This window comes from Neptuniibacter sp. QD37_6 (assembly GCF_047778085.1).
GTDB lineage: Bacteria > Pseudomonadota > Gammaproteobacteria > Pseudomonadales > Balneatricaceae > Neptuniibacter.
The window spans coordinates 2,213,997-2,231,388 of sequence record NZ_CP180550.1 but is presented as its reverse complement, the minus strand read 5'-3'; the positions used below and the strand labels follow the sequence as shown (position 1 = coordinate 2,231,388).

17 protein-coding genes are annotated in these 17,392 nt (G+C 41.5%); 7 read left to right on the top strand and 10 right to left on the bottom strand.

Going from position 1 to position 17,392, the window contains the following annotated elements:
* Positions 1–8: 8 nt before the first annotated feature.
* From ACMXYO_RS10670 to ACMXYO_RS10650, 5 genes are all read right to left on the bottom strand, one after another.
* Entirely contained in the window at positions 9–470 is a 462-nt protein-coding gene (locus tag ACMXYO_RS10670) for a copper chaperone PCu(A)C (protein WP_415885101.1), read from the bottom strand.
* The gene (locus ACMXYO_RS10665) at positions 470–1,072 is read right to left on the bottom strand and encodes an SCO family protein (RefSeq protein WP_415885100.1); all 603 of its coding nucleotides are present in this window, start codon (positions 1,070–1,072) and stop codon (positions 470–472) included. Before ACMXYO_RS10665 ends, ACMXYO_RS10670 begins: the two co-directional genes overlap by 1 nt.
* 27 nt (positions 1,073–1,099) lie before the next feature.
* On the bottom strand, positions 1,100–1,588 hold the full coding sequence (locus ACMXYO_RS10660; protein ID WP_415885099.1) for a hypothetical protein: 489 nt from the start codon (positions 1,586–1,588) through the stop codon (positions 1,100–1,102).
* Positions 1,589–1,677: 89 nt separating this feature from the next.
* Positions 1,678–2,691, bottom strand: a complete 1,014-nt coding sequence (locus ACMXYO_RS10655) for a CobW family GTP-binding protein (RefSeq protein ID WP_415885098.1) — start codon at positions 2,689–2,691, stop codon at positions 1,678–1,680.
* Position 2,692: 1 nt separating this feature from the next.
* The gene (locus tag ACMXYO_RS10650) at positions 2,693–3,547 is read right to left on the bottom strand and encodes a DMT family transporter (protein ID WP_415885097.1); all 855 of its coding nucleotides are present in this window, start codon (positions 3,545–3,547) and stop codon (positions 2,693–2,695) included.
* Between the two features lie 1,141 nt (positions 3,548–4,688).
* Here ACMXYO_RS10650 and ACMXYO_RS10645 point away from each other — a divergent pair.
* The 6 genes from ACMXYO_RS10645 (at position 4,689) to ACMXYO_RS10620 (ending at position 7,819) form a co-directional block, all read left to right on the top strand.
* Complete coding sequence (locus tag ACMXYO_RS10645; RefSeq protein WP_415885096.1) at positions 4,689–5,327, top strand: LysE family translocator; 639 nt, start codon at positions 4,689–4,691, stop codon at positions 5,325–5,327.
* Positions 5,328–5,337: 10 nt separating this feature from the next.
* Positions 5,338–5,634, top strand: a complete 297-nt coding sequence (locus ACMXYO_RS10640; protein WP_415885095.1) for an antibiotic biosynthesis monooxygenase family protein — start codon at positions 5,338–5,340, stop codon at positions 5,632–5,634.
* Positions 5,635–5,788: 154 nt separating this feature from the next.
* Positions 5,789–6,031, top strand: coding sequence for a UDP-2,3-diacylglucosamine diphosphatase (locus ACMXYO_RS10635; protein ID WP_415885094.1), 243 nt, complete (start codon positions 5,789–5,791; stop codon positions 6,029–6,031).
* Positions 6,032–6,090: 59 nt separating this feature from the next.
* Positions 6,091–7,229 (top strand): IS3 family transposase gene (locus ACMXYO_RS10630; RefSeq protein WP_415884722.1). Its coding sequence is split into 2 segments (ribosomal slippage): positions 6,091–6,328 and positions 6,328–7,229, totalling 1,140 coding nucleotides; the frame shifts between segments, so codons are not numbered across the junction.
* A gap of 41 nt (positions 7,230–7,270) precedes the next feature.
* A complete protein-coding gene (locus tag ACMXYO_RS10625) occupies positions 7,271–7,567 on the top strand; it encodes a hypothetical protein (RefSeq protein WP_415885093.1) in 297 nt (98 codons plus the stop codon).
* A 60-nt stretch (positions 7,568–7,627) separates the two neighbouring features.
* The gene (locus tag ACMXYO_RS10620; protein ID WP_415885092.1) at positions 7,628–7,819 is read left to right on the top strand and encodes a hypothetical protein; all 192 of its coding nucleotides are present in this window, start codon (positions 7,628–7,630) and stop codon (positions 7,817–7,819) included.
* A 111-nt stretch (positions 7,820–7,930) separates the two neighbouring features.
* On the opposite strand, the gene ACMXYO_RS10615 is transcribed toward ACMXYO_RS10620, so the two are convergent.
* The 5 genes from ACMXYO_RS10615 to ACMXYO_RS10595 form a co-directional block, all read right to left on the bottom strand.
* Positions 7,931–11,404, bottom strand: coding sequence for an ATP-binding protein (locus tag ACMXYO_RS10615; protein ID WP_415885091.1), 3,474 nt, complete (start codon positions 11,402–11,404; stop codon positions 7,931–7,933).
* Complete coding sequence (locus ACMXYO_RS10610) at positions 11,401–12,417, bottom strand: ABC transporter substrate-binding protein (protein ID WP_415885090.1); 1,017 nt, start codon at positions 12,415–12,417, stop codon at positions 11,401–11,403. Before ACMXYO_RS10610 ends, ACMXYO_RS10615 begins: the two co-directional genes overlap by 4 nt.
* A 190-nt stretch (positions 12,418–12,607) precedes the next feature.
* Complete coding sequence (trpB, locus tag ACMXYO_RS10605) at positions 12,608–13,810, bottom strand: tryptophan synthase subunit beta (protein ID WP_415885089.1); 1,203 nt, start codon at positions 13,808–13,810, stop codon at positions 12,608–12,610.
* 159 nt (positions 13,811–13,969) lie between these two features.
* Positions 13,970–15,619, bottom strand: a complete 1,650-nt coding sequence (locus ACMXYO_RS10600; protein WP_415885088.1) for a methyl-accepting chemotaxis protein — start codon at positions 15,617–15,619, stop codon at positions 13,970–13,972.
* Between the two features lie 195 nt (positions 15,620–15,814).
* Complete coding sequence (locus ACMXYO_RS10595; protein WP_415885087.1) at positions 15,815–16,183, bottom strand: hypothetical protein; 369 nt, start codon at positions 16,181–16,183, stop codon at positions 15,815–15,817.
* 89 nt (positions 16,184–16,272) lie between these two features.
* On the opposite strand from ACMXYO_RS10595, the gene ACMXYO_RS10590 reads away from it, so the two are divergent.
* The gene (locus ACMXYO_RS10590) at positions 16,273–17,358 is read left to right on the top strand and encodes a 4-phosphoerythronate dehydrogenase (RefSeq protein WP_415885086.1); all 1,086 of its coding nucleotides are present in this window, start codon (positions 16,273–16,275) and stop codon (positions 17,356–17,358) included.
* Positions 17,359–17,392: the final 34 nt, after the last annotated feature.

Here is a 17,392-nt window from a genome sequence, read left to right as displayed (position 1 = left end):
CATGACTCTTAGTGATGATGGTGAGAGTTCATACCGTCCATAATTTTTTTGACCGGAGCTTCAAGTTCCAATTTAGTTCCATCTGAGAAGCTTAATTCAAGCTCGACGTTATCACCTACCATGATGTCTTGTTTTAGGTTGATCAGCATAATGTGATAACTACCTGGCTTTAAGCTTACTGACTGCTGAGCAGCAACTTTGATGTTGTCTACCTGACGCATCATCATCGTACCGTCTTTCATCACATGATTATGCAACTCTACTGCATCTGCTACGTTACTAGACGCACTTTTAAGATCTACATCTTCAGAATTATTATTAGTAATCGTAACAAAGGCAGCAGTCGTTTTAGTTCCCGGGGGAATAGCTCTTACATAAGCGTCGCTTGTGGTGATCTCGGCCATCGTAGTAAAAGAGGTTAGGCTGAGAATAGCTGCCATAAAAGTAGTTAGCAGAGTCTTTTTACTCATTATGTTTCCTCGCTTAGTAACGCTTGAATTTCTTTAGTCAGTTCAATAGGGGTTAATGCATGACTTAAGGCTTTGGATAATTTGCCATTTTGATCAATTAGATAAAGGCGAGAAGAATGGTCTACAGCATAGCCTAGCGCCGAATCTTTTAATTCGACCATACGATAAAAAGCACCGTACTGTTTTACAACGCTATCAATTGTTGCTCGATCTGCTGTGGCCCCATGAAAATTAGGGTGAAAGTAGCTTGCGTATTTAGATAGCTTCTCCGGAGAATCTCTATCTGGATCTACACTCATAAAAATTCCCGCTACGTTTTCTTGCTGAGAAGGTGTTAGGTCTTTAAGCCCTTGGGCCGCTACAGCTAGGGCTGTAGGGCAAACATCTGGACAAGAAGCATAGCCAATAAAAAACAGTACAACTTTACCGCGATAATCTTCTAGCTTTAGTTCGCCATGATCAGCCTGAAGGGTAAAGTCCCCGCCCAATTTTTCACCCAATGCGATGCGTTGTTCTACAGGCTGTGGACGAAGATAAAAAGCTAAAGCCACTCCCGCCAGCATAACGAGTGTTAGTAGAAGAAGATTTCTTAAAGTGGTCATTTAATCATCTGTCCTATAGGTTAAGGGTTATCGGGCATCAAACTCAAAATTGGCCTGTGTAACTTGTCCCTGTTCTTCAATCTTAATGGAAGATATCCAAGTCATCTTTCCGGTTGTGCAAATTGGGAGAGTGATACTCCCTTGCCATCTGTTTTCTGTACCTGGAATTTTTGTCAGTAAAGTTTGGTTTACCCCCATGTACATTGTCTTACCTTGAAGATCTACCATTACCTGTTCGGCCGCAATATTTTCAATAGTTACATCAAAAAGCAGTGGCTTACTCGAACTAATTTCTTCAGAAATGATCGATAATTCAATTTGTTGATCATCATTAGCCGCTGTACATTTTTCTTGATGTAAATTGCACTCAGGAGCTGTTAGCAATTGACGGGTGTGAGGGGGCGCTTCTTGCAACAGCTTAGGCAGATAGATCACAGAGCTCAACCCTATGATTATCACAAAGATAATCAAAATCTGTAGGGGGAGGGTGTTGCGGCCCTGAGTTGGTTCGTTCATTTATCTGTTCCTGAGTACGGGTATAGTCTACGTTTTTATAGTGTGACAACAAAAGTGACAAATTGTCGCACCAAGAATACATCTTTTCATTAGTTAATGATGCAGCTGAGTAATTGTTGCTCAAATTTGCTCCAATCATGGCCTTGCTGGGATATAACCTCGATTCTATTATCTCGCCGATAAGCGATAGTTTCGATACTAAGTTCACGTCCTACTTGGTTAAAGAAATTCCAGCCCTTATCAGTGTTAAAGACTCCTTTAATCCGATCTACATTTTTAACGCTTTGCAAAACTGCTTCTAATTTATGGGTCGAGAATTTATCTGCAGGATTAAATATCCAACCCATTGTGTGTAAACCGTCATTGATGCTCCCTTTATGGAACGGTTCTTTTGGACGAGGCTGAAATAACATTCCTATCATTGGATTTGCATTGTTTCCGTCCAGAGATAGGTGCTTATGCTGTTGTGGCTGGGATTCTGTCTCTTTGAGCCTGTGGGTGATATCTAGCAGTGAACTATCAATTTGCCCTTGGGTAGTTAATACCTGCTTTTGCTTAGCTGGGTAGAGCCCTGCTATTTTTTGTTCTGTAGTAGTAATTTGCGCTGCGGATGCAAGATCCGTTTTGTTTAACACAATAACGTCGGCTAGATTGATCTGGTCTTGGAACGTAGGGTGTTCCATTATTTCGATGTTATCAATCGAGCGTGGGTCAACCAAACAGATAATGGAGTGAAGTTCTAACACATCCTTGAAATGCTCATTTTTCAGCGTATCTACGATGCCGGCAGGGTGACCTATACCTGTAGGTTCGATGATTAAACGATCAGGTTTTGTTTGCCTTAGCAGCGTGGCTAATGTTGAGGTTAGGCTTGGACCTAGTGTACAACAGATACATCCACCTACGAGCTCTTTCACATTAACGCCTTCGCTACTTTGTGTTAGAGCTGCTTGGTCTATTCCGATTTGACCAAATTCATTCACTAAAATCGCCCAATTTTCCTCTTCAGGCTTTTGAGTTAGAAGATGATTTAAGGCTGTTGTTTTACCTGTCCCTAGAAATCCCGTGATGATGTTTGTAGGAATGTTTTTTAATAGGGACATCTCAAGCTCTCTTCTTATAAATTGAAGGTAATTGTGATAGCAGCATACCAAATAACATCAAACCACAGCCTAGTAAGCCTAGCGTGCTGAATTGTTCTTCTAGAATTAACCATCCGCCAAATGCAGCGGCTATGGCTTCAAGACTCATAATGATGGCTGCATGCGCAGGAGGGGCATGGCGTTGGGCAAAAATTTGTAATGTGTAAGCAATGCCCACAGAGATCAAGCCTGCATAAGCGATAGGGGCCCAGGAGTTGAATGCATTATCAAGCGTAAAGCTATCAGATTCGATAGTCATCGCTACGAGTCCACTACAAACAGCACAAACTGAAAACTGAATTATGGCTAATCGGAGGTTATCAAGCTTTGGGGCTAATTTTGCAATAAGTAGTACGTGGATAGCCCAGCATGCTGCGCCTAGGAGCTCCAATATGTCCCCAAAGTTAATTGCACTCAGGTCTCTAAAGCTAAGAACGTACAAACCTAAAACCGCGAACATTCCTCCTAGCCAAGTGTTGATATTGGTGGTCTGCCCGAGGGCTAAGCCAATGATTGGCACGAGGATGATGTACAAGCCAGTGATAAAGCCAGCATTGCCCGCCGTTGTATAGACTAAGCCAGCTTGCTGAAATGAGGCACCGGCAAAAAGGACTAGTCCAGCTAAAGTGCCGCTTATTACTAGAGTTCTATTATCAGTGCAGTGATCTGACTTTTTAAATAAAAACAAAAGAGGGAGTAGGGAGCAGGCGCCAAGCAGAAATCTTAATGCGTTAAAGCCGAATGGTCCTAAAGATTCCATCCCAAGTCGCTGTGCGACAAAAGCAAAGCCCCAGATGCATGCGACGAAAAGCAACATGAGGTCCGCTTGTAATTTTCTTGAATTCATAGGCTTATTTTATTGCGTCACAAATAAGGCGCTAAAGGTACTCTATAAGTGAGACAAAGATAAATTTAAATTTCTAGTAAAACGGTGTTGCTAATCATTCTCAATAGCATTAATATCGTGCTCGCTCATAAGTGATAGGCAATGAACGACCTCACCTCACTGACATTGCCGACTTAGCGTTTACTTTCACTGCTCACTGAAAGTCTTCGCTGACATTGATACTCCCCTCGATTATCAGTGTTGCAAGCTGAACTCTCACCGGTTCAGTTTATTTTAAAAAGCCGGATCATTTGATCCGGCTTTTTTCCGTGCGTAAAGCCCTTTCTTCCTTAGTTGTAGGCCAATGAACTTATCCCACATAAAAGGGTCTACATAAGACAAGCCTAATCAATGTGCTACACTCATAGATGAAAGTATATATTCGATACTACTGGGCATGGATGCTCACCTTAATCCGTAGTGTAAGCTGCGAGGAGATATAGGTGAGATTAGTTAAAGATATTGATGAAAAGGGCATCTTTTTCTATTGGTCCGATCCTGACTGTGTGGATGTATCAATAAGTCCCCGTTTACCCTGCATAGAGCTTGCAAAAGAGTGGCGAGATAAGCACCTGTTTTCGTTATACAGAGGCTTTGAGCGCCGATGCTCACATATTGATAGAAGGTTAGATAGAACGAAACGCAAGCAAGTAGATAAAGCTTTGTTTTACTCAAGACGGCGTCCCGAAGGTAGGAGGTCGACAGATAAACCACTTAAAGTGGATATTGATTTAGTAGTAAACAAAGTCCAGCTGTACTCTTAGTAGGAATGAAACAACTACAATAAAAATATTTTTAATTTTTATTGTTAATATGGTTGCAAATCATTCTCATTCACGTAGTATTGATATCAACACGGCAGGCGGTAAGCTCCCCTCACTAGCTAGGCCGCCATGCACTAGCGATATTGCATTTTCGTGTATGTGTTAGCACCTCTGCCTCTGCAGAAGCTACAAGCACATGGCTCTTGTCATTGAAGCAAATTGCTTAACCGGACCCCCAAGGGGATCCGGTTTTTTTTGCTTAAATACTCTGTGCTACAATTGCGTTCTTTAATAAAGAGAGAGCGGGTATGCAAGAGATACTAACCTTTTCAATCGTTGCTCTACTGCTGGTAATCTCGCCAGGCCCAAATGGCGTGTTAATAATAAAAACAGCCTCCGTACAGGGCCGTACAGCCTCATTTGCTAATATTTTAGGGTTATTTACGGCAACATTCTTCCACGGGGCTTTTTCAATTTTAGGATTGTCCGCAATCCTACTTCAGTCTGCTGAGTTATTTTTCCTCATTAAATTACTGGGTGCGCTCTATCTTTTCTACATAGGTGCTAAAGCGATCTACCAATCCTTTTTAGCGCCCGCACTTGATAAAACGAATGCGCAACATGCGATGAAGAAAAAAGCATCTAAATCTTTATTTGGAAGCTTTACAGAAGGTTTTTTGACTCAGTTATTAAACCCAAAGGTTTCGATGTTTTATCTCGCGGCATTCCCTCAATTTGTTCAGTTCGAATCGTCAAGTTATCTTAGTGCTTTTGCGTTAGTGACTATTCATGCAGTCATCATAGCGTGTTGGTTTACTGGTATGACTTTAATGATTGATAGGCTAAAGGCTCGTAGTAAGCATTCTGCAGCTGGTCGTTGGGTACAACGAATATCAGGCTCAGTAATGATCTACTTCAGCACTTTATTGATGGGGCAAAAAGCATAGAGGTTGAGTGGTGTACGCAGTTATCTTTCGAGCGAAAACAGGAAAGCAGGATGAACAATATTTAGAAACGGTTGCTCGAATGCGGCAGTTAGCTTTTGAAAAATACGGTTGTTTAGACTTTGTCGCGGTCACGGAAGGAGAGCAAGAAGTTGCAATATCCTATTGGAAATCTGAAGCAGATATCCTAGCTTGGAAACAAGACCCTGAACATCACCTAGCTCAAACAGAGGGTCAAAAGCGTTGGTATAGTGCTTACACTGTGCAAGTGGTGCAAATCGAACGGGAATATAGCTTTTCGGCAGACTAAGTTAAGACTTGTATCAGGTATTAGTTTGAGTACTCAAATAACCAAAATTATGGTTATTTTATTCTCTATTCAACGTCACCAATATTTCATCTTTCTGTTAGCAAGTTGTCACGTTAATTTTTAAGACTGGTCATAACTCATAAAGAGAGAATTTATGACCGTGTCTTCGCTGATCAATGCCCGCACTATTTTTATCTCTGATGTCCATCTTGGCTTTAAAGACTGTAAGGCCGATTACCTTTATCAATTTCTATCTTCTATCAAATGTGAAACCTTATATTTGGTTGGGGATATTGTGGATCTGTGGTCATTGAAACGAAAATTGTTTTGGCCCGAAGAACATTATCGAATTCTTTTAAAACTCTACGAACTTGCCGATCAAGGTACACGTTGGTAAGCCCCCAGTTCTCTAGACACCTCATAGATATATAATCGACGAAAATAATGAGGTGTACGATGCGCGGAAAACGTTACCCAGAAGAATTCAAAATCCAAGCGGTTAAGCAGGTCACGGATAAGGGCTATACGATTACTGATGTCGCTGAGCGACTCGGTGTAACTTATAAAAGCCTTTACGCTTGGGTGCAAAAATACAGCCAGCCCGATAGCTGCCGACAAGCGGATGATGCCCAGTCCGCTGAGATCAAAAAACTCAAAGCTGAATTACGCCGCGTCACTGAAGAGCGTGACATTTTAAAGGAAGCCGCGGTGTACTTCGCAGGGGAGTCAAAGAAAAGTACACGTTCATAAAGTCGCGACTCAAGAAATTTCGTGTAGCCGTCATGTGTCGTGTATTGGCTGTCCATCGCAGCGGCTTTTACGCATGGTTGAAGCAACCTTTTAGCCCTCGAGCACGCGAAGACCAACGCTTAGCAGTAAAGATTAAACAGTTTTGGCTTGAAAGCGGCTGTGTGTATGGTTACCGCAATATCACTATCGATTTAAAACGAGATGGTGAGCTATGCGGAAAGAACAGAGTGCATCGTATTATGCGTAGCGAAGGTTTGTCGGCTGTCCGTGGTTATCGCCGTCACCCTGGTTTCAAAGGAGGAAAACGACACCCTGCTGCCGAAAATATCCTTAATCGAGCATTCGAGGTCACTCAGCCTGATCAAGTGTGGGTAACTGATTTCACATACATTAGAACCTACGAAGGTTGGTTATATCTCACGGTAGTGATTGATCTGTTCTCACGTAAAGTCATCGGTTGGACGATGAAAAGCTCACCCAAAACAGACCTCGTTATCGATGCGTTACTGATGGCTATTTGGGGTCGAAGACCAACAACAAAGGTTCTTGTTCATTCAGATCAAGGGGTTCAATATACCTCAGGTGACTGGCGTAGGTTCCTTAAGGATCATAATCTGGAAGCCAGTATGAGTCGTCGTGGTAATTGCCATGACAATGCTGTTGCGGAGTCGTTTTTTTCGTTACTCAAAAAGGATCGAGTTCAACGGAAGATTTATAGAACACGCGATGAGGCTAGAGCTGAGATATTTGATTACATAGAAGGTTTCTATAACCCTCGAAGAAATCATGGTACTAATGATGGGCTGTCACCAGCGGAAGCTGAAAGGCAGTTTTTTAGAAACTAGAAAGTGTCTAGAATTTTGGGGTCTTACCACGTGTTATATACGTGCCTGGTAATCATGATGACCCTTTGCGTCGCTTTGACGGTCAGTGTTTTGGGCCTATAGAGATTATTCATGAGCATGAATTTAAAACGGTTCAGGATAAGCGATTTTTAATCATGCATGGCGATGCCATGGATGCGTATATGAAGCACACTTGGCTGACTAAATGGGCAGGGGATTTAGCATACGACTTTCTACTTTTCTTGAATCGCTGGTCTAATCGATTCAGGAAGATCAGTGGACGTCCGTTTTACTCACTAGCAGGGCAGGTCAAAGATAATATCCGCGGTGCTAAATAAGCTATAAACCGATATAAGGCAGAGTGTAAGGCAGAAGCGAGACGACGGGGGTTCGATGGTGTGATCTGTGGTCATATTCATTATCCAGAATATGATGAAGAGGGTGATGTTATTTATGCCAATACCGGAGATTGGATCGAGAACTGTTCTGCGCTCATTGAAGATTATTCTGGCGAGTTAAAACTGCTGCATTTTAGTGATCGGTTGGAATGGCATTCATCTAACAGTGAGGAACAACTACAGGTTGCCTAGGCTATAAGGTCACTGTGAAACCTAGGAGTAATAGGGTGGTAAGGAGAGTCGACATATCAATCATATACCACCATTTTTGGCTTATTTAGCTTAATTATTGTATCGCTAAATCTAAACTAGCTCTTCTTCAAAAGCCGAGATCGTGAGGTTAAAGGTTGATTTAAACTCACTGTAAAGATTCTCTAGGCTATCAATTTGACTTGCTTTAGCAACCAGTTCCAACTCTTTTGCAGCTTTATGCAAAGCTATCGCTGACATATTGGCTGCCATACCTTTTATGGAGTGAACATCGTTTGCTAGGGACTTCCAATCCTTGGCCGAATAAGAGTTCTCAATGTTTGAGATAAGCATGTTTGAGTCTTCTATAAATATAGTCAATAAGCTTGAGAGAAACTCCTCATTATTATTAATTCTATTTAGTGCATCTTGGCGATCCCAAACTATATTTTGATCGGTAGGATTACTATCGCCATTAATACAATTTAAAGAGGTTTTACGTTCTTCCTTATAAAGCCACTTATTTAGCTTTTCTACCAACAGTTCTAGTTGAACTGGTTTGGCTAAGTAGTCGCTCATTCCAGCTGCTTTGCACTTTTCTTCATCTCCCTGCATGGCATTTGCAGTAATTGCCACAATTGGAATATCGGAATAATTACACTTCGTAGTGCCCTTACGTATTTTTTGAGTTGCTTCATACCCGTCCATTTCTGGCATTTGGCAATCCATTAAAATAAGACCGTAAGAGTTTTGAGGGGCAAGATCGAGTTGCTTAAGTGTTTCCAATCCGTTCTCTGCGATATCAAATTCAAGTCCGAGCTCGGTCATAATTCCTGAGATAACCATTTGATTCACTCGGTTATCTTCTGCTATTAGCACCCGTTTAAGAGAAGGAGTTGAAGTATCTACCTTGGGTAACTCTTTTTTATCAGGGGTGGCGAACTCCATCGCTTTACCATTTACAGCAGCTTGTAGAGATCTGGTAAGGTCTTTAATTGTTGCGGGTTTAGGGAATGACGCACAACAATTGATTGCAGGCACAACAAAGTGTTGCTCTAAATGAGTCATGGGAGTCATTAGAATCAACTTCGCTTCAGATAATTGAGACTGTGACTCTAATTTCTGAATTAATTGTAACCCGAGCTCCTCCTCAGGCTGGTAGCAGATAAAGATAATGTCATAAGAGGAGCCATTTATTTCATAGCAAGACTCATTGAGGGAAAGTAGGTCATTCTCAGTTCTGCACTTGACCTCTTGAGCTCCCCAAGCACTAAGCTGTTTAGTTAAAATTGCATTATAGGTGCGGTTTGTATTAACGATCAGAATGTTAAGTCCGCTAATATCGACTTCGGGACTAACTTCTTGTGGCGTAGGTGTAGCCTCTAGGTGGATTTGAAATTCAAAGGTACTACCCGTGCCTTCTATGCTCTCAACAGAGATCGTTCCATCCATCAATATACATAGCTGCTTACAAATAGCTAAACCTAGGCCTGTCCCGCCGTATATCCTTGTAGTAGAAGAATCGACCTGTGTGAAGGCATCAAACAATCCAGCTAATTTGCTTGGGGGGATACCTATTCCAGTATCTTTTACAGAGCAAGTAAAATGATATTTATGGTCGATCTCTTTTAATTCGGCTTTAACTACAATTTCACCTGATTCCGTAAATTTGAGCGCATTGCTAATCAGGTTTGTTAGTATTTGTCTTAGTCGATTTGAATCTCCAATTGCCGAACTATATTTCACTCCAGTGAGATCAAGGATAAGCTCGATACCTTTACTCTCCGCTTGAAGTGCCATAGCTTCAGTGACTTCTCCAAGTAGGTCGATAAGATTAAACTCGATATATTCGAGATCCAGTTTGCCTGCTTCAATTTTAGAAAAGTCTAAAATATCATTTATAAGGTCTAACAAGCTCTGAGCACTGCTATGTGCTATTTCGGCTCGATGCAGTTGTACATCATCCAGTTGAGAATTTAAAAGCAAGGAAAGCATACCTAGTACACCATTCATTGGTGTCCTGATTTCGTGGCTCATGCTGGCCAGAAATTCACTTTTGGCTGCTGCTGCATCCTCTGCTGCCTGTTTGGCGTTAACCAAACCTATTTCGTATTCTTTACGTGAGGATATATCTTCCAGTACGACAAAGAGGCCATCAATTACCTCTTTAGAGCTATCCGGAGTCAAAGAAACCAAAGCGGTTTTTATACTGTTTGCCGTAGGTATGGTTAGTTCAAGGTTTGTTTGTTTACCGCAAAAAACTTGAGTGATTTCGGGTTCTAGTTGTAATAACGTAGATCCAGAAAATACTTTATTATAGTGAGTACCTATAGCGAGATCTTTAGTAAGGCCAAACCACTTTTCAAAGCTTTTATTTACAAAACAAAAGCAGCCATTGATATCTATATACGCAAGTGGTTGAGGAACAGATTCACTCAATCCATCAATGTATTTCCGTGCTTCGGACAACTCTATTTCACGTTGTGCTTTTTCATGCAGCACCTTTTTACGTAAATCGATTTCTTCATTCAGCCTTTCAATGGAAATGGTATTTTCACTTAAGGTCTTAGATGTTTGATTAATTGCGTTGCCAAGTTGACCAATTTCATCATCACCTAAGTGGGTGATCTGTTCTGAAAAATTACCTTTACCGATTTGCAACATTGCTTGATGTAACAGTAAAACTCTGGAAATAACCAGTTGCCGTAGAAGGATTAATAAACCTATACCAAGAAAACTAGCGCCCAAAAATGAGGAGTAGATTAAGAAGTTTTCCTCTGATTCTAGAGGCTTTAAGGCTAGGTTTTTGTCGTAAACTACCTGAACAGAAAAATCATGCATTCCAATTTGAAATGCATCTTGAGCATCTATGAAAGTTTGGTGTGCATTGGTAGGTGTACCTACTTTAAGGCGTCCTTGATCAGAGTAGTTAATCGATGCAGAAACTACTGGGTTACCCGATGAAAGAAGATCTTCGATAACCTCATTTAATAGTTGTTCATGGATTTGAGGCCAATCGACGGATACTATAATTTCACCAACAATTTTTCCTCTTTTTACTATTGGAGTGATATACCATTGTGCCTCTCTTTCCTCCTTACCTATTTGTGCTAGGAAGGGGTCTTGTCCAACGGAAGAGATGGATACAGAACTATTCTGTTGTGACGAGTATAGAGGGTGTTCAGCAATTTGGTTTAACAGTAAATTCTCGCCAGATACTTTTTCTCCACTCCCAGAGCGTGTGCTTGCGGAAAAGATATAGCCATCTTGGTCAGTGACTAGGATATAATTGATAAAAGGGTAGATCTCTATCTGATCATTTAGCTGCTGGCTGATCCCGCGACTTTCAAGTGTATCCAGCGCTCGAGGTAATATTCTAAGTTTGGATATTGCGCGGGTAACAGCATCAATCTTATTTGCCTGATCTTTAATTCTATGAGAAGCAAATTTCGCATCTCCGGAAAACTGAGTATTCAATACTTCAGTCATGTCAGTTGAAATCTGCTTGATTAAGACATAGCTAAAAACCGTCATTACTAAACTTACGGTAATGAAAACAACCATGGCTATTTGTTGAGCTAGTTTCATGGATTTACCCAGTGGACCTGTTTAGCCGCTTGTTCAGAGAGTCTTATACCTAATGTTTCCAGAGATGAACGGTTGACCAGAAATAGAGGAGGGTCTTGTAGCTCAGATTTCAAATATGTTGGTTTTGTTCCTTTAAGCAGAATTTCAGCGGCTTTCTCTCCTGATATTTTGCCCAGAGTATAAAAGTCCGCAACTGGGCCAAAAGTAGAGCCTGAATTTATTCCTTTTTTGTTAGAACTTAATATTGGTATTGAATGATCTAACGAGATATCTATTAATGCTTGTTCACCCCCAGACTGCATTAAAGTATCTGTGGTTGTCATAAATAAGTCAGCTTTGCCGACCAGAGCCATAGCAGCTGTCTTAACTTCCTCAATGGATTCTACTTGGACATCAATAGGGGTTATTTGGTTTTTACGTAGAAGTCTTATCATATTTGAGGCTTGTATTTGCGAATTCGGTTCACCTTTGCGGTGAAAAATAGCCACAGTTTTCGTATCGGGTTTAATCAGTTTGAGAAGTGTGAGGTAGTTCCTTATGGGAACATAGTTGCTTGTTCCGACTAGATTATTGCCAGAGTACTCAAAAGATTCGATCAGTCCAGAATCTGCTGGATAGGTAACTACAGAAAAAACGATTGGGGTTTCAGGAGAAATAATCGATTTGAAAATTGCTGTGCCCGGAGTGGTTAAGGAGAAAACTAAGTCCAAACCGGCATTATTAAAGTTTTTAGCAACTTCTGTTTGTAACTCGGAATTGGCTCCTATTTTTCCTTCTACAACAACAAGGTTCTGATTTTCGATTAAGCCAGCTTTAGCCAGCCCATCCTTAAATCCTCTTACGCTTTCAGGGTAACCACCCCAACTTGCAATTCCTACTTTATAGGGCTCTTCAGCTAGAGCTGTATAGGGAATCATGATGGCTAATAAGCTAAAAAGAAAACGTTGATAAATACAGAGAGCATGAGTAGAAAACATCAATAAGTGATTTAACTTAAAGAGTGAGAGCATCATGACATCCTTATCGGAATGATTAAGCTAATTTAAGATTATTTATATAATAGTCAATGAGTTGCAGTTAGAAAAGAAGATCAAGTTAGTAGTTAGGGTGACGGTGAAGGATATGCAGCAGGGGCTTTTAGGGCTGATTACGGAGGAGGAAAGGTTTAAATAAACAATTTAAACCTTTCTTTTTATTTCTAAACTACAGCCCCAGTTTATCAGCGACGTAGTCGGCGTCTTTGTCGCCACGGCCTGAAAGATTTACAAGAATGCTCTGATCTTTGGATAGTTCAGGTGCTTTACGCATAGCCCAAGCAACTGCATGAGAGCTCTCTAGTGCTGGGATAATACCTTCTACTTGGGACAGGGTCATAAAGGCATCTAGACACTCTTGGTCAGTAGCGGTTTCATACTGAACGCGACCTAGTTCTTTTAAGTAGCTGTGTTGTGGCCCAACGCCAGGGTAATCCAGCCCTGAAGCAATTGAGTGAACAGGAAGAGGCTCACCGTTATCATCTTCAAGCACATAACATTTCATGCCATGAAGAGAACTTGGTTTACCCAAAGTAAGCGTTGCCGAATGCTCTGTGGTATCTAAGCCTTTACCAGCCGGTTCAACACCAACAATATTGACCGCTTCATCGTTTAAAAATGCAGTAAATAGCCCCATTGCGTTTGAGCCGCCACCGACACAGGCTGTGATGTAATTGGGTAGTTGCCCCTTTTTCGCTTGGAACTGTTCGCGTGCTTCGCTACCAATAATACTTTGGAAATCACGGACCATTTTGGGGAAAGGGTGAGGGCCAACCACTGAACCGATCGCATAGATGTAATTAATAGGATCTTTTAGGTACTCTTCAAATGCGCTATCAACAGCGTCTTTTAACGTCGCTGTGCCCTGTGTAACCGGGACTAACTTACAACCAAGAATTTTCATTTTGGTAACGTTAGGATGTTCTTTCTCAATATCGACTTGGCCCATGTGAATTTCACACGGAATCCCAACGAGTGCGCAAGCTGTTGCTAAAGCCACTCCGTGTTGCCCCGCACCTGTTTCGGCGATCACTTTAGTTTTGCCCATATATTTAGCGAGAAGGGCTTCACCTAAACAATGATTGATCTTATGTGCGCCTGTGTGGTTTAAGTCTTCACGTTTAAGGTAGATCTGTGCGCCATCCAGCTTTTCACTTAGGCGTTTTGCATGGTAGATCGGACTTGGACGTCCAACATAATCACCAAACAGTGTATCCAGCTCTTGCTGAAATTCCGGTTGTTGGCGGATCTCTTCATATGCATCATTAATTTCATCCATGATTGTTTTTAGTTCTGGCGGGATCTCTTGCCCACCAAATTGACCAAAGAAACCCTCTTTATTAGGCATCTCAGAGAATTCAAATTTCTTCATCTTCTTCCCGCAATTTGTGTCATTTTGTTTTAAATGAATTTCAGAACATCTATATAGCTGTTCTTTATATGATTAGATTATATGCATTTAACCTTACGTAATAAATTGTTTAAGGCGTAAAAAAACCGCTTTTAAAAAGCGGTTTTTAAGTCGGACGAATTAGTGATTTTCTGGCCAGTAACCTATGCGTAATCCACCCCAGTGGCGACCATTGATAAAAATTGGCACTGATAGGTCATGCATAATTTCGCCGGTATCACGCTTATAAGTTTGCAAAAGCATTGTTTCGGTATGGCAACCACAACGTGCGCCGGTTCGGTCATTAAATAAACGTTTACTTCGGCTTTTCACAAGGTCGGTTTCAAAGTCCCCAGTTGGTGGGTTTGCAAACTGATTGTTGTGAGTTGGGACATAGCCATTCGGGTCAGTCACGATGGCATAGACCATTTTATTATGTCGGGAAAGGGCCGGTTCTTGGATTCCCGGTAAGATTTGATCACAGTACTTATCGAATTGGGTCGTGTACTTTTGTGGATTAGTACCTTCAACCGGTACATAATTGCGATCAAACAGGCTGCCTTCATGCATCTGCCCAGACGAAATTGCTTGTTGGAAAGACTCTGTAACTAGATCAGCAGTATCACGAGCAATATGATAGAACTGCTGATGGAAGTTTTGCTCTGAAGATGCCGCTAAAATTGCATTGGAGCGTTCAGCTGCTTCCATTAACGCTGAGGCTTGTGTAGCAAGTTGACTTACTTCAACATCACTTTCTTCTAGCTCATGGCGAACAGTTTGTAGTGAATTGAAGATCACTTCTAAGTTTTGACGGTTGGCGCGAGCACCTTCAGCAATTACGGATATCTGTCCTTCAACAGCGGAGGATTGTTCTGAAATTCCACCTAATTGATCGCTGATAAGCTCCATCGCTTCGGTACCGCTTTCTACGTCTCCTGAAAGGGTCTTGATTCGCGATACAACCTGTTGTGTTTCAGCACGGATCTCATCAACAATAGTTTCTACTTCACCTGTTGCGCTAGCTGTTCTGGAGGCCAACTGTCTTACCTCATCAGCAACTACGGCAAACCCTCGGCCATGATCACCTGCACGGGCAGCTTCAATTGCTGCGTTAAGTGCAAGCAGATTAGTTTGTTCTGCGATCTCTTCAATAACCTTAGTTACATCTTGGATCTTTAGAGATTTTGCATTCAATTGCTCAATTAATGTCAGCGTTTCAGCAGCTTGGGAATTAAGCTCACGAATATTGCTCATCGCTTCAGTGAGCGCCTGTTGACCTTCTGCACCAGTCGTTTTTGCTTGAATTGCCATTTCGGCAGCAATTTCTGCTTGTTGTGCAGATTGTTGTACTGTCACTGTCATCTCTTCAGAATTTTGTGCAATTTGAGAGACTTCTTTTACTTGGTTATCAAGTTTCGTTTTTAAAGTGTCAGCAGAGTAGGAAACCTCTGCAGCAGCAACGGCGTTAGCGTTTGCGCTGGACGATAACTTAGCACTGACATCTTCATTACCTTGTCGATTACTGAATAGATCGCCAAACAAAGCAGGTAGTAACTCTAGTTCGTCTGTTTTGTTGGTATTTACTAGCAAAGCCTCTTTATTGAGTTTGCCTAAAACTGAGTTATGCAAAACCAAGATAGAAAGGCCTGATGCTAGGAACGAAGTTACAATAAGAATGATCAGCGCGGTGCTATCAACGGCTAAATAAAAAGCAGCTGCGCCTGCAATGATGATGATAAAAAGTGCGGCAAAAAAACTTTTGAAGTAAAAGCTGGAAATGGACCTGTTCATGCAATTTCCCTATTTTGTTGTTATGTAGGGTAGGTAATTGGGGAGGCTATAAGTGATTATAGTCGTTAGCTTATAGCTCTCTAACTGCCTGTATTACAAGCGTATATAGAGGAATATATCATCACAAAAATAGGGTAAATGCTGTACTTTAGTAGAGATTGGAAGGGTAGAAGGGGGAATTTAAAGGAAATGTACTCAGAATAGTTTTTCTGAAAACAGCAGAACATGCTTTTTGGGAGAATCAATATGAATAGGGTCAAATTCAAACCCTAGCTGTGTTTCTTTACGAGCAATCAGCCTAAAACCTTCACACTTCAATTGCTTACGAATTTCTCTCACTAAAAATCGCGCATCTTGATATGATTTGGCAACTGTTTGATTACATTCATTTTTATCATCAGTCGAATTACCCCAACTTTGGGTTACAATCCAATCACCGACCAGGTCTTGGTACATCCGAACGATGTAGTATTCCTGTTGTTTTTGCCAGCGTATGATCAAACTGATGTAATCCGTAAAATTACAGCAGGTTTCCCCTGCTGAGAGCCAATGAAAACCGCGCATTGAGCCTGATATCGCGCAGTTTGTAAAGACTGGAGATAGATAAATTGTTGAACCGGAAACTAAAAATCTTAGCCGATGAGAATATGCCTATGGCTGAGACTATTTTTTCTCGCTTTGGTGAAGTAGAGCTCTGTGCTGGCCGCGGCTTATCTACAGAACAACTTTCAGATGCTGATGTACTTTTAGTTCGTTCCATCACTCAAGTAAATCAGGCGCTTTTACAGGACAGTCAGGTCCAGTTTGTTGGTACAGCGACTATAGGTACCGATCATATAGATAAGACTTATCTGGAAGACAACGATATCGCGTTCGCCAATGCGCCCGGCTGTAATGCCGATGCTGTTGTGGAATATGTATTAAGCGTGATCTATCAGCTCGCGGTTAAATATCAGTTTGATCCTAAGGAAAGAACCTATGGCATTATTGGTGTAGGCAACGTTGGTGGGCGATTACAAAAACGCTTTGATAAGTTAGGTTTCAAGGTTTTGCTAAATGACCCCCCTCGCGCTGAATTAGAATCTGGCTTTTCTGATCTAGATACTTTGCTTGAGCAAGCTGATGTTCTTTGTTTGCACACCCCGCTTACGGTGGATGGTGATCACCCGACAAAGCATCTGCTGTCGACTGAGCAACTCAAGAAACTAGGTGAAAATAGGATCGTTATTAATGCTGGCCGTGGGCCTGTTATTGATAACAGGGCCTTACTTGAAATTGGTCGGCAGCGTCCAGATCTTCTTTTTGCGCTAGATGTTTGGGAGCATGAACCTGCGGTCAATGCCGAGTTAGCGGCACGTTGCGAATTTGTATCACCACATATTGCAGGCTACAGCTTAGATGGCAAAATTAGAGGCACTTATATGCTTTATCAAGCTCTGTGTCAGCATCTACAGGTGGAGTGCAAAGAGCCTCTAACTGATTTTCTTCCAGAAGCTGAATTGTCATTTATGGAGCAGGGTAGTTTAACTGCGTTGGAATTAATGACCTTGATCTATGATCCGCAGGTGGATGATCAGCTCTTGAGAGCTACGTTGGAATTACCAGAGGCGGAACAAAAACTAGCGTTTGATCAACTTCGTAAGCAGTATCGGGTACGTCGTGAATTTGCATCTCTAAAAGTGGCTAATGCAACGAATCCAAAAGAGCTATCGGCATTGGGTTTTCAGCTCGCAGACTAACTCTAAATCCCTTAAGCTATAGTCTTTATTAGTG